Origin of the sequence: Pseudomonas fluorescens, assembly GCF_002022275.1 — a bacterium.
Taxonomy (GTDB): Bacteria; Pseudomonadota; Gammaproteobacteria; order Pseudomonadales; family Pseudomonadaceae; genus Aquipseudomonas; species Aquipseudomonas fluorescens_AJ.
The window spans coordinates 648,109-659,856 of sequence record NZ_MSDF01000014.1 but is presented as its reverse complement, the minus strand read 5'-3'; the positions used below and the strand labels follow the sequence as shown (position 1 = coordinate 659,856).

The 11,748-nt window shown below is 60.0% G+C and carries 10 protein-coding genes and 1 pseudogene; all 11 read left to right on the top strand.

Features of this window, described 5'->3' with window-relative positions:
• Nucleotides 1-5 precede the first annotated feature (5 nt).
• Nucleotides 6-866 carry a F0F1 ATP synthase subunit gamma gene (atpG, locus tag BFW87_RS11275; RefSeq protein ID WP_034139931.1) on the top strand — a complete coding sequence of 287 codons (861 nt, stop codon included), beginning with the start codon at nt 6-8 and terminating at the stop codon, nt 864-866.
• Nucleotides 867-893: 27 nt separating this feature from the next.
• The gene (gene atpD, locus BFW87_RS11270; RefSeq protein WP_003177062.1) at nt 894-2,270 is read left to right on the top strand and encodes a F0F1 ATP synthase subunit beta; all 1,377 of its coding nucleotides are present in this window, start codon (nt 894-896) and stop codon (nt 2,268-2,270) included.
• A gap of 44 nt (nt 2,271-2,314) precedes the next feature.
• On the top strand, nt 2,315-2,731 hold the full coding sequence (locus BFW87_RS11265) for a F0F1 ATP synthase subunit epsilon (RefSeq protein WP_003177061.1): 417 nt from the start codon (nt 2,315-2,317) through the stop codon (nt 2,729-2,731).
• Nucleotides 2,732-2,853: 122 nt separating this feature from the next.
• Nucleotides 2,854-4,221, top strand: a complete 1,368-nt coding sequence (gene glmU / locus BFW87_RS11260) for a bifunctional UDP-N-acetylglucosamine diphosphorylase/glucosamine-1-phosphate N-acetyltransferase GlmU (RefSeq protein ID WP_078739897.1) — start codon at nt 2,854-2,856, stop codon at nt 4,219-4,221.
• A 227-nt stretch (nt 4,222-4,448) separates the two neighbouring features.
• A complete protein-coding gene (locus tag BFW87_RS11250; RefSeq protein ID WP_078739895.1) occupies nt 4,449-5,216 on the top strand; it encodes a DeoR/GlpR family DNA-binding transcription regulator in 768 nt (255 codons plus the stop codon).
• Nucleotides 5,217-5,226: 10 nt separating this feature from the next.
• Entirely contained in the window at nt 5,227-7,059 is a 1,833-nt protein-coding gene (gene glmS / locus BFW87_RS11245; protein ID WP_078739894.1) for a glutamine--fructose-6-phosphate transaminase (isomerizing), read from the top strand.
• A 6-nt stretch (nt 7,060-7,065) separates the two neighbouring features.
• The gene (locus tag BFW87_RS11240) at nt 7,066-7,959 is read left to right on the top strand and encodes a LysR family transcriptional regulator (protein ID WP_078739893.1); all 894 of its coding nucleotides are present in this window, start codon (nt 7,066-7,068) and stop codon (nt 7,957-7,959) included.
• Nucleotides 7,960-8,066: 107 nt separating this feature from the next.
• Nucleotides 8,067-8,222, top strand: a pseudogene (locus BFW87_RS31495) (alkene reductase); the annotation flags it as partial.
• Between the two features lie 92 nt (nt 8,223-8,314).
• Nucleotides 8,315-9,826 (top strand): class I adenylate-forming enzyme family protein, encoded by a 1,512-nt coding sequence (locus BFW87_RS11235; RefSeq protein ID WP_078739892.1) that lies wholly within the window; start codon nt 8,315-8,317, stop codon nt 9,824-9,826.
• A 100-nt stretch (nt 9,827-9,926) separates the two neighbouring features.
• Entirely contained in the window at nt 9,927-10,508 is a 582-nt protein-coding gene (locus tag BFW87_RS11230; RefSeq protein ID WP_078739891.1) for a LemA family protein, read from the top strand.
• Complete coding sequence (locus tag BFW87_RS11225; protein ID WP_078739890.1) at nt 10,505-11,662, top strand: hypothetical protein; 1,158 nt, start codon at nt 10,505-10,507, stop codon at nt 11,660-11,662. Before BFW87_RS11230 ends, BFW87_RS11225 begins: the two co-directional genes overlap by 4 nt.
• Nucleotides 11,663-11,748 lie beyond the last annotated feature (86 nt).

Here is an 11,748-nt window from a genome sequence, read left to right as displayed (position 1 = left end):
GTTACATGGCAGGCGCAAAAGAGATTCGCAGTAAGATTGCGAGCATCAAAAGCACGCAAAAGATTACCAGCGCCATGGAAAAAGTGGCGGTCAGCAAAATGCGCAAGGCACAAATGCGCATGGCTGCTAGCCGTCCTTATGCGGAGCGTATCCGCCAGGTAATTGGGCATTTGGCCAACGCCAACCCGGAATACCGCCACCCGTTCATGATCGAGCGCGAAGTTAAGCGTGTAGGTTATGTGGTAGTGAGCAGTGACCGTGGTTTGTGCGGTGGTTTGAATACCAACCTGTTCAAGGCCCTGGTCAAGGACATGGCGGTAAACCGCGAAAAGGGCGTCGAGATCGATCTGTGTGTTGTTGGTAGCAAGGGTGCGGCCTTTTTCCGTAACTTCGGCGGTAACGTCGTAGCAGCTATCAGCCACCTGGGTGAAGAGCCGTCGATCAATGATTTGATCGGCAGTGTGAAGGTGATGCTGGATGCGTACCTGGAAGGCCGGATTGACCGCCTGTCCGTGGTATCCAACAAGTTCATCAACACCATGACCCAGCAGCCAACCGTGGAGCAATTGATTCCACTGGTGGCGACTCCGGATCAGGAACTCAAGCACCACTGGGACTACCTCTACGAACCAGACGCCAAAGAGCTGCTTGACGGCTTGATGGTGCGCTACGTGGAGTCGCAGGTGTACCAGGCGGTGGTCGAGAACAACGCAGCTGAACAAGCGGCGCGGATGATCGCGATGAAAAACGCTACCGATAACGCCGGTGATCTGATCAGCGATTTGCAGCTGATCTACAACAAGGCGCGTCAGGCTGCGATCACCCAAGAGATCTCGGAAATCGTCGGCGGCGCTGCCGCGGTTTAACGGTTCAAATATTCAGAGGATCCAGCTATGAGTAGCGGACGTATCGTTCAAATCATCGGCGCCGTTATCGACGTGGAATTTCCACGCGACAGCGTACCGAGCATCTACAACGCGCTGAAAGTACAAGGCGCGGAAACTACTCTGGAAGTTCAGCAACAGCTGGGCGACGGCGTAGTTCGTACCATTGCGATGGGTTCCACCGAAGGCTTGAAGCGCGGTCTGGACGTTATCGACTCTGGCGCTGCCATCTCCGTACCGGTCGGTAAAGCGACCTTGGGCCGGATCATGGACGTACTGGGCAACCCGATTGACGAAGCTGGCCCGATCGACACCGAAGAGCGCTGGGGCATTCACCGTCCAGCACCTTCGTTCGCCGAACAAGCTGGCGGCAACGATCTGCTCGAAACCGGTATCAAGGTTATCGACCTGGTTTGCCCGTTCGCCAAAGGTGGTAAAGTCGGTCTGTTCGGTGGTGCCGGTGTAGGCAAAACCGTAAACATGATGGAACTGATCCGTAACATCGCCATCGAGCACAGCGGTTATTCCGTGTTCGCCGGTGTGGGCGAGCGTACCCGTGAGGGTAACGACTTCTACCACGAGATGAAGGACTCCAACGTTCTGGACAAAGTGGCACTGGTTTACGGTCAGATGAACGAGCCGCCGGGTAACCGTCTGCGCGTAGCACTGACTGGCCTGACCATGGCCGAGAAGTTCCGTGACGAAGGTAACGACGTTCTGCTGTTCGTCGACAACATCTACCGTTACACCCTGGCCGGTACTGAAGTATCCGCACTGCTGGGCCGTATGCCTTCCGCAGTAGGTTACCAGCCGACCTTGGCCGAAGAGATGGGCGTTCTGCAAGAACGTATCACTTCGACCAAAGAAGGTTCGATCACCTCGATCCAAGCGGTATACGTACCTGCGGATGACTTGACTGACCCGTCGCCTGCGACCACCTTCGCCCACTTGGACGCCACCGTCGTTCTGTCCCGTGACATCGCTTCCCTGGGTATCTACCCGGCGGTCGATCCACTCGACTCGACTTCGCGCCAGCTGGACCCGAACGTGATCGGCCAGGAGCACTACGACACCGCTCGCGGCGTTCAGTACGTGCTGCAGCGTTACAAAGAACTGAAGGACATCATTGCGATCCTGGGTATGGACGAGCTGTCGGAAGCCGACAAGCAGTTGGTAAACCGTGCTCGTAAGATCCAGCGCTTCTTGTCGCAGCCGTTCTTCGTGGCTGAAGTCTTCACCGGTGCATCGGGTAAATACGTTTCCCTGAAAGACACCATTGCTGGCTTCAAAGGCATCCTCAACGGTGACTACGACCACCTGCCAGAACAAGCGTTCTACATGGTCGGCGGCATCGAAGAAGCGATCGAGAAAGCCAAGAAACTGTAATCCCGGCGCCCGGCAACGGGCGCTCATCAGGTTGAGGCAATCAGATGGCTATGACAGTCCATTGCGATATCGTCAGCGCGGAAGGGGAAATCTTCTCCGGTCTGGTAGAAATGGTGATTGCACACGGCGAACTGGGTGACCTTGGTATTGCCATGGGCCACGCACCGCTGATCACCAGCTTGAAGCCAGGTCCGATCACTCTGACCAAGCAAGGCGGGGAAAAGGAGGTGTTTTACATCTCTGGTGGTTTCCTCGAGGTTCAGCCGAACATGGTCAAGGTACTTGCCGACACCGTGCAACGTGCTGGCGACCTGGATGAAGCCTCCGCTCAGGAAGCCGTCAAGGCTGCCGAGAAGGCCCTGAACGAAAAGGGCGCGGACTTCGACTACAGCGCTGCTGCTGTACGTCTGGCCGAGGCTGCAGCCCAGCTGCGCACGCTCCAGCAGATCCGCAAGAAGTAAGCGGCCACGCCGTCTTGTTTCATGCGCGATTGATTAAAAAGGGTAGCCTCGGCTACCCTTTTTCTTTTTTGCAAAACACTTCTTTGGTCTGAAGTCGGACCGCCCAGGATTGGTAGCCATTCATGTCTCTCGAAATCGTCATTCTCGCCGCAGGTCAAGGCACTCGCATGCGTTCAGCCTTGCCCAAGGTGCTGCACCCGGTGGCCGGCAACTCCATGCTCGGTCATGTTATCCACAGCGCCCGGCAACTCGACCCCCAGCGGATTCACGTAGTGATCGGCCATGGTGCCGATGCCGTCCGTGAGCGTCTGGCCGCAGATGACCTGAATTTTGTTTTGCAGGACAAACAACTCGGCACTGGCCACGCCACTGCGCAAGCCGTGCCCTTCATCAATGCCGACACCGTACTGATCCTGTACGGCGACGTGCCGCTGATTGAAGTGGAAACCCTGCAACGCCTGCTCCAGCACGTCGTGCCGGGTCAGATGGGCCTGCTCACCGTAGAGCTGGATGACCCCACCGGCTATGGCCGCATCGTGCGCAATGCCGACGGCAGGGTCGCCGCCATCGTAGAGCATAAGGACGCCAGCGATGCCCAACGTGCGATCACCGAGGGCAACACCGGGATCATGGCGGTCCCAGCCAATAAGCTGGCTGACTGGATGAGCCGCCTGTCCAACAACAACGCCCAGGGCGAGTACTACCTCACCGACGTCATCGAGATGGCCGTGAGTGATGGCTTGCTGGTCGCGACCGAACAACCTCACGACCCGATGGAAGTGCAGGGCGCCAACGATCGCAAGCAACTCGCCGAACTGGAGCGTCACTACCAGTTGCGCGAAGGCCGCCGCCTGATGGCACAAGGCGTGACCCTGCGCGATCCGGCGCGCTTTGACGTGCGCGGCGAAGTCACCGTGGGCCGCGACGTGCTGATCGACATCAACGTGATCCTCGAAGGCCGCGTGATCATCGAAGACGACGTGGTGATTGGCCCGAATTGCGTGATCAAGGACAGCACCTTGCGCAAAGGCGTGGTGGTTAAAGCCAACAGCCATATCGACGGTGCGGTGATGGGCGAGGGCAGCGATGCGGGTCCGTTTGCGCGTCTGCGTCCTGGCAGCGTGCTGGGGGCGAGGGCTCATGTGGGTAACTTCGTTGAGCTGAAAAACGCGGTGATGGGTGATGACGCGAAGGCAGGCCATTTGGCCTACTTGGGCGATGCCGTCATCGGCGCGCGCAGCAACATCGGCGCCGGTGCGATCACCTGCAACTACGACGGTGCGAACAAATATCAGACGACCATTGGTGAAGACGTGTTCATCGGCTCCAATAACTCGCTGATCGCACCGGTGACCATCGGCGATGGCTCGAACACCGCTGCCGGCTCCACCATCAACCAGGATGTGGATAAGTCCCAACTGGCCGTCGCCCGTGCCCGCCAGCGCAACATCGACGGCTGGAAACGCCCGGTAAAAATCAAAAAAACCTGAGTTATCCACAATCCAGCTGGCTGACCCTACCTCCTGTGGGAGCTGGCTTGCCTGCGATAGCGGTCTGACATTCTGCATTGATGTCGCCTGACACTCCGCTATCGCAGGCAAGCCAGCTCCCACATTGGGTTGGTGACAAACAAAAAATTGTTCTCCCTACTTGACGATCTTTCACCAATAGGTTTTGATTGCCTTCGTTATCTTTCGAAACGAAACTTATCGTCACCATGTCGAAACGAAATACACCCCAACGGCGCCACAACATTCTGACCTTGCTCAATGAACAGGGCGAAGTCAGCGTGGACGAATTGGCCAAGCGTTTCGAAACCTCGGAAGTGACCATTCGCAAGGATTTGGCTGCCCTCGAAAGCAACGGCCTGTTGCTGCGTCGCTACGGTGGCGCAATCACCATGCCTCAGGAACTGGTGGGCGACGCCGCTCAACCCATCTCGGTCTACAAGCGCGCCATCGCCCGTGCGGCCGTGATGCGTTTGCGCGAACACGCTCGCATCATCATCGACAGCGGCAGCACCACCGCCGCCATGATTCCCGAGCTGGGCCACCAGCCCGGCTTGGTGGTGATGACCAACTCTCTGCACGTAGCCAGCGCCCTGAGCGAACTGGAACACGAGCCGGTGTTGTTGATGACCGGCGGCACCTGGGACCCGCACTCGGACTCGTTCCAGGGTCAGGTCGCCGAACAGGTGCTGCGCTCCTATGACTTTGATCAACTGTTTATCGGCGCCGACGGCATCGATCTGCAGCGCGGTACCACCACCTTCAACGAATTGCTGGGCCTGAGCCGTGTGATGGCCGACGTCGCTCGTGAAGTGGTGGTGATGGTCGAATCCGACAAGATCGGCCGCAAGATTCCCAACCTGGAACTGCCCTGGAGCAGCGTCCATACCCTAATCACCGATGATCGCCTGCCGCTTGAGGCCCGCGACCAGATCCAAGCCCGCGGCATTACGCTGATATGCGCGGCAATCATCTAGGAGAAACACCATGTGCGGAATTGTTGGCGCAGTCGCTGAACGTAACGTAACAGCCATCTTGCTCGAAGGCCTCAAGCGCCTCGAATACCGTGGCTATGACAGCGCCGGTGTGGCGGTTTTCTCCAACGCGGGCAAGCTTGAGCGCGTGCGTCGCCCGGGCAAGGTCAGCGAATTGGAGCAAGCCCTGGCCGGTGAGCCACTGGTCGGCCGCCTCGGCATCGCCCACACCCGCTGGGCCACCCACGGCGCGCCCTGCGAGCGCAATGCCCACCCGCACTTCTCCGGTGACCTGGCAGTGGTGCATAACGGCATCATCGAAAACCACGAAGTGCTGCGCGAACAGCTCAAGGGCCTGGGTTATGTGTTCACCTCGGACACCGACACCGAAGTCATCGCGCACCTGCTGAACCACAAGCTCAAGGATCTGGGCGACCTGACCGTCGCCCTCAAGGCCACCGTCAAGGAACTGCACGGCGCCTACGGCCTGGCCGTGGTCAGCGCCAGCCAGCCTGACCGTGTGGTTGCCGCCCGCAGTGGCAGCCCGCTGGTGATTGGCCTGGGCCTGGGCGAGAACTTCCTCGCCTCCGACCAACTGGCCCTGCGTCAGGTGACCGACCGCTTCATGTACCTGGAAGAAGGCGATATTGCCGACATCCGTCGTGAAAGCGTGCAAATCTGGGACGTCAACGGCAATTCCGTCGAGCGCGAAGCCGTGCAGTACCGCGACGGTGCCGAAGCCGCCGACAAAGGCGAGTTCCGCCACTTCATGCTCAAGGAAATTCACGAACAGCCGTCCGTGGTGCAACGCACGCTGGAAGGCCGCCTGAGCCAGAACCAGGTGCTGGTCAACGCGTTCGGCCCTCAAGCCGCCGAGCTGTTCGCCAAAGTGCGTAACGTGCAGATCGTCGCGTGCGGCACCAGCTACCACGCCGGTATGGTTGCCCGTTACTGGCTCGAAGAACTGGCCGGCATCCCGTGCCAGGTCGAAGTCGCCAGCGAATTCCGCTACCGCAAGGTGGTGGTGCAGCCCGACACCCTGTTCGTGACTATTTCCCAGTCCGGCGAAACCGCCGACACCCTGGCCGCCTTGCGCAACGCCAAGGAGCTGGGTTTCCTGGGCAGCCTGGCGATCTGCAACGTCAGCATCAGCTCGCTGGTGCGTGAATCCGACCTGACCCTGCTGACCCAGGCCGGTCGCGAAATCGGTGTAGCGTCCACCAAAGCCTTCACCACCCAACTGGTCGGCCTGCTGCTGCTGACTCTGTCGCTGGGCCAGGTTCGCGGCACCCTCGCCGAAGGCGTTGAAGCCACCCTGGTCGAAGAACTGCGCCGCCTGCCGACGCGCCTCGGCGAAGCCCTGGCCATGGACAGCACCGTGGAAAAAGTCGCCGAACTGTTCGCCGACAAGAACCACACCTTGTTCCTCGGCCGTGGTGCGCAGTACCCGGTGGCGATGGAAGGCTCGCTCAAGCTCAAGGAAATCTCCTACATCCACGCCGAAGCCTACCCGGCGGGTGAGTTGAAGCACGGCCCATTGGCCTTGGTGGATGACGACATGCCGGTGGTCACCGTTGCGCCCAACAACGAACTGCTGGAGAAGCTCAAATCCAACCTGCAGGAAGTGCGCGCGCGTGGCGGCCAATTGATCGTGTTTGCCGACGAGAAAGCCGGCATGACCAATGCCGAAGGCACCCACGTCATCAACATGCCGCACATCCATGACACCCTGTCGCCGATCCTCTACACCATCCCGCTGCAGTTGCTGTCGTACTACGTTGCCGTGCTCAAGGGCACTGACGTTGACCAACCGCGCAACCTCGCCAAATCGGTGACGGTTGAGTAAAGCGCGATGAATCGACTGGCTGCCATGGAAGCCTTGGTGCGCGTCATCGAAACCGGTTCGTTTTCCGGCGCAGCACGACAGCTTCACGTGGGTCAGCCAGCGATTTCAAAATCCATCGCCCAGCTCGAAGAGCGGCTGGGCGTTCGGCTGCTCCTGCGCTCCACGCACGGCCTGACGCCCACGGAGGCGGGGCAAAATTTTTACGAACACGCCAAGCGTTCGATCCAGGAGGCCGATGAGGCAGACATGGCTGCTCGCGGGGCCGGGGCGACGCTGTCCGGCCGTTTGCGGATTTGCGCTGCCGTGACCTTTGCGAGGCTGCACATCGTGCCTCATCTGGGGCAGTTTCTGGCGCAACACCCGTCGCTGGATGTCGAGGTGGTGCTCGATGATCGCAATGTCGACTTGATCGAAGCGGGCATCGACGTGGCCCTCAGGATGGGCGACTTGGTCGACTCCGGTTTAACCGCCAGAAAAATCGCTCAAGGCCGTCGCCTCGTGCTCGGCACGCCGGCCTATTTCGAAACGGCTGGCAAACCGCAGACACCTGCCGACCTGAATGCTCACCAGGCCGTCGTCTATGACCAACGAGGCGGCGGCGCGGTGTGGGCATTCCAGCAAGAGTCGGTAAAAACCAACGTGACCCTTCGCGGGCGGCTGCGCATCAGCGCTGCCGAAGGGATTCGCGAAGCGGTGCTGGCGGGCCTGGGCCTGACCATCTCTTCGGAGTGGATGTTCGCACCCGAATTAAAGGCTGGAACCGTGCAAGCCGCCCTCGAAGACTGGACCTTGCCACCCATCGACCTGTGGGCGGTGTTCCCGACCGGCCGCCAAGCCAGCGCCAAAGCGCGGGCTTTTGTGACGTTCGTCGAGTCGCGGATGGTGGAGGCATCTCGGTAGACCCAGTCCTGTTCCTCAAAGCACCAAAATATTCCTTTACGGAATAACCGTCATGATTGGCCACCCTTAACAAGGAATGTGCCTCTCCCCGTACTTTTGAGTCCTTCCTAGTGGCGTTCGGCCGACTCTTCATCTCCAACCCCGACCTGCCTGAGCGCCTGCGCACGGGTGCACCGCTCAATGATTACGACCGCAACACCTTCTACGGTGGTCGTGGCGAAGGCTATATCGATTACAGCTTCCTCGATGAAGTCGTTGCGTAACCGAAGCTTCACGAAATAAATCGGCCCTTCCAGGTGTTCCCTTGGGACAGCGCGCAACTGCGCGGGTAGTTCTAGCCCCCTGGAAGACGATCATGCTGACCTGTTTCGAACCTGCTGAAGCCCCGTCCCCCTCGCAAACGCCGCTGCACGCGCTGTTTCATCACGCTGACGAACGGCCCAACGCCATTGCGCTGATCGCTGACGGTGACGTCTGGTCCTATCACCGCCTGGCCAGTGAAGTGGTGCGCCTGAGCAATGGGCTCAAGCACGCAGGCGTCGAACCGGGTGATCGCATCGTCATGCTGGTGCGCACGTCGCCGCTGTACGCGGTGTTCCTGTTCGCCGCGATGATGAGCGGGGCGATCATGGTGCCGCTCAAGACGGAATTCACGGCCCGTGAACTGGATGAGTTCCTGGGTTGGCTGCGCCCCAAATTGTTTATCCACGAAGCAGATTTGCAGCCCGTGGTCTCGCAGATGGACAGCGACGTCCTCGAACGTACGCGCAGGTTTACCAGTGCAAATTGGGAAGCACTGCTGGGCGATGGCAGCCGCCACACTGCCGTAGTCCCCGTGGACATCGATTCAACCTGCCTGCTGCTGGCGACCTCCGGCACCACCGGCATGCCCAAGCTGGTGGCCTACAACCAGCGCGCCATTTCCCACGTTGCCGGCGCACTCAGTGCGTGGAAGCTGGATTCTGACGCCTGCACGATTGGCAGCACGCCGGTGGCGCATGTCTCCGGCACCTTCGTGCTGATGGCGACGGTCATTCGTGGTTGTCAGGAGGTCATGTTCAGCCGCTTCGATGCCGACAAGCTCCTCGACGCCATCGAGAGCGAAGGCGGCACCATGCTGTTTGTCGCGCCGTTTATCTGCCAACCGCTGGTGGACGCCCAACGCAAACGCCCGCGTGACCTCAGCTCGCTGCGCGTCTGCGGCGTCGGCGGGGACGCCTGTCGGCCAGCCATTGCCGAAACCTTCCAAAGCGCCTTCGAGCTCCACTTGAACAACACCTATGGCCTGACGGAATGCCTGGGCAGCATGGCGTTTGGTTCTGCCTGGGACACCCTGACCGCCGTCCCCGGTCGCGCGCGACTGGTGGATACCCACGGCGTGGAAGTCACGCCAGGCGAAGTCGGCGAATTGCAGATGTGCGGCCCCAACCTCAGCCTCGGCTACTGGACCGGCCCCGGCGACATCATCAGCCATAGCCGTGACGGCTGGTTTTCCTCCGGCGACCTGATGGTGCAGCAACCCGATGGCGAGTATCGATTCATTGGGCGCTGCAAGGACCAGATCGTGCGCTTTACCGACAAAATCTCCCCGGTGGAAGTGGAAAACCAACTGATCCTGCACCCGGCCGTCGCCGATGCCGCCGTAGCCGGCGCACCGGATTGCGAAGCCGGGCAGCGCGTGGTGGTGCTGGTCAGGCTGGCGCCCGATGCCGCCGGTACTTCGGCAAATGAGATTCTCGATTGGCTGCGTACGCGACTGGCGCCATTCAAATTGCCGGAGCGGATTGTGCTGAGCGATGTAATTCCGCGTAACGCGTTGGGTAAGGTGGACCGCAATGAGGTGGTGCGCATGGCGGCCCTGAATTAACGACCTCCTGTCGAAACTGTGGGCTACTGCCGGGCGCGTCGCCCGGCTTTACCCCTAGAATGCCTCCCTGTGGATAACTTCAGCCAGGGACGCCTTCACCATGAATATTGAACTGCTTATCGCCGGCATCGTCGTGATTATCATCGTCGTCGGCCTGATCGGCTGGATGGTCGGCGTCTACAACGGCCTAGTGATGCGGCGTAATGATGTGGATAAAGCCTTCGCCAACATCGATGTACTGCTCAAGCAACGCGCGGATCAAATCCCTGATCTGATGCGCGTGGTGCAAACCGCCATGAACCATGAGAACGCGCTTTTCACGCGCCTGAGTGACGCGCGCACTCAATACCTGAACGCCAGCAGCCTCAACGACAAGGTCGAGGCGTCCAACCAGCTCAACGCGGCGCTCAAGTCGGTGATTGCGGTGGCGGAGAGTTATCCCACCCTGATCTCGGGCCCGAACATGGTCGAGTTGCAGCACGCCATCTCGGCCGTGGAGGAGCGCATTGCCGACCGTCGCGAGTTTTTCAACGAGTCGGTGAACCTCTACAACATTGCCATCGCGGTGTTTCCGGACCTGTTCTTCGCGCGGATGCTCAGCTATCAGCGCATTCCGCTGTTGGCGGTCAGTGCAGAAGAAACCCGCTATGACGGCGTGAAACTTGAGGTGCCGGGCGCATGAAAACCACCCAGGCGGGCGTCGTGGTGAAAAAGCCAAAGTGGAAAACCCTGCTGGGGCTGGTGTTTCTCGCTGGCTTTATCGCCTTGATGGTGTACGCCCCCAACATCCTGATCGCGCTGTTTTTCCCGATGTTTATCCTGATCGGCCTGCTGGTCAGCTTCGGCCCCACCTTCTATAAAACCGAACAGCGCCTGGCCACCAGCCAGATACGCTCGCTGGCCATGGGCCTGGTGGAAGTGCGCGGCAAGGTGATAGCCGACAAAACGCTGCTCTCACCGGTGCTGGGCAAGCCGTGCGTGGGTTATGTGTGGATTGTCGAAGAGGGGACGAAAGACAAAGACGGCGATTGGAGCTGGAGCCGCATATCGAGCGACGCGCGTTGCAATGACTTCCGGCTGCAGGACGCCAGCGGTGAGGTCGGCGTGGTTGCCGAGGGCATTGACCTGTTCGGCAATAAATCGCCCGACGAATACGAGCTGATTGGCAGCTCCCGGCGCCAAGGTGAAATCCTCTTGGTTCAGGACCTGGACGTGATGCTGATCGGCGATGCCTGCGAGCGGGCGGGTCAGACGGTGATCGCCCAGGGCAAGCACCCGAAGGCCGTGTTCGGCGTGGCGCTGACCGAGGATGTGGAAAACCGCCGCGTTCTGGCGCCATTGTGGCGGGCCGGTGGCTTTTATGGCGCGGTGGTGGACTTGCTCGGGGTCGGCATCATGGCCATGACCCCTGAGCATTTCACTCAATTGCATTTGCCGGGCCCCGAGACGTATCAACAGATGGCCGGGCAGGGCCCGTTTTATCAACTGCTCGCCTGGCTGTACCGCGAAGAGGGCTTCCCGATTCCCTTCATGGCCGCGTTTGGCTTTTTCCTGACGCTGATCGTGGTGATCATGGCGACCCGGCTGCTGCTGCCCAAAGGCATGCGCATCGCCGTAGCCCGCGTGCTGGGCGCCTGGACGGGGTTCGGCATGGTCATCGGCGGCGTGGTGACCCTGCTGCTGTTTGTCGCCCACGTGGATGTCATGAAGCTGTTTCTGGTGTGGATGCTGATCCTGCTCGGCACCCTGGTGTTCTCGCTGTTTGAGCAACGAAAGATGGGCGTTGCCTATCAACATTTTGCCAAGCGCGTGAGCAACAGGGCAGACACCCAGTGAGCCCGCGATAGAACAGCAACACCCTTGTGGCGAGCGGGCTTGTCCCGCGTTGGGTTGCGCAGCGACCCCAAAAATGGGACTGCTAC

Coding starts and splice junctions, on each gene's coding strand:
- atpG (WP_034139931.1), top strand. CDS start 6: ATGGCAGGCGCAAAAGAGATTCGCAGTAAGATTGCGAGCATCAAAAGC.
- atpD (WP_003177062.1), top strand. CDS start 894: ATGAGTAGCGGACGTATCGTTCAAATCATCGGCGCCGTTATCGACGTG.
- BFW87_RS11265 (WP_003177061.1), top strand. CDS start 2,315: ATGGCTATGACAGTCCATTGCGATATCGTCAGCGCGGAAGGGGAAATC.
- glmU (WP_078739897.1), top strand. CDS start 2,854: ATGTCTCTCGAAATCGTCATTCTCGCCGCAGGTCAAGGCACTCGCATG.
- BFW87_RS11250 (WP_078739895.1), top strand. CDS start 4,449: ATGTCGAAACGAAATACACCCCAACGGCGCCACAACATTCTGACCTTG.
- glmS (WP_078739894.1), top strand. CDS start 5,227: ATGTGCGGAATTGTTGGCGCAGTCGCTGAACGTAACGTAACAGCCATC.
- BFW87_RS11240 (WP_078739893.1), top strand. CDS start 7,066: ATGAATCGACTGGCTGCCATGGAAGCCTTGGTGCGCGTCATCGAAACC.
- BFW87_RS11235 (WP_078739892.1), top strand. CDS start 8,315: ATGCTGACCTGTTTCGAACCTGCTGAAGCCCCGTCCCCCTCGCAAACG.
- BFW87_RS11230 (WP_078739891.1), top strand. CDS start 9,927: ATGAATATTGAACTGCTTATCGCCGGCATCGTCGTGATTATCATCGTC.
- BFW87_RS11225 (WP_078739890.1), top strand. CDS start 10,505: ATGAAAACCACCCAGGCGGGCGTCGTGGTGAAAAAGCCAAAGTGGAAA.